Origin of the sequence: Haloparvum alkalitolerans (genome assembly GCF_050122995.1) — an archaeon.
In the GTDB taxonomy this organism is placed as follows: Archaea; Halobacteriota; Halobacteria; order Halobacteriales; family Haloferacaceae; genus Haloparvum; species Haloparvum alkalitolerans.
In genome coordinates this window covers 1-590 of record NZ_JBNLIA010000029.1, presented here as the reverse complement: position 1 = coordinate 590, position 590 = coordinate 1, and the positions used below count along the sequence as shown (strand labels likewise).

At 58.3% G+C, this 590-nt stretch carries 1 rRNA gene; it reads right to left on the bottom strand.

Annotation, left to right across the window (positions count from 1 at the left end):
* Positions 1–590: ribosomal RNA gene (locus tag ACQE3L_RS15430) — 23S ribosomal RNA — on the bottom strand; the annotation flags it as partial.

The window sequence follows — 590 nt, the reverse complement described above, 5'->3', positions numbered from 1 at the left end:
TGCCGAATTCCCTAACGTCGGTTCTCCCGACAGGCCGTGGCTTTCGCTGCCAGAGCACCTGTGTCGGATCTCGGTACGGTCGTCACACTTGCCTTTTCACGGGCCCTAGGTACCGTTGACTTGCGCTATCTCGGACTTCTCTCGCTTCCTGCCATGACGGCATCCACGAGGTTCTCCGATTCGACCGGACGATGGTCCGGCTCAACGTTTCCCACGGCGTCGGCGTTTGCTGTGTGACGGCACTGGAATCTTAACCAGTTTCCCGTCGACTACTTCGAGTTGCGAGTAGTCTCAGGACCGGCTCACCCTCGGCTGATTGACAGTGCCGAGGAACCCTTGCTCTTGTGGCCGTCGAGGTTCTCACCCGACTTTCGCTGCTACTGTGACCAGGATTTTCGTTACCGAACGGTCCACGCGAGTTCTCACCCGAGCTTCCATCCGAACGGTATGCCGACCTACGCGGTCACCCTATAACGGGTGCGGCCAGGTCTCGGTGGTGGATTTGAGCCCCGATCATTTTGGGCGCCTCAAACCTCGGCCGGTAAGCTGTTACGCTTTTCTTAGAGGGTAGCTGCTTCTAAGCTCACCTC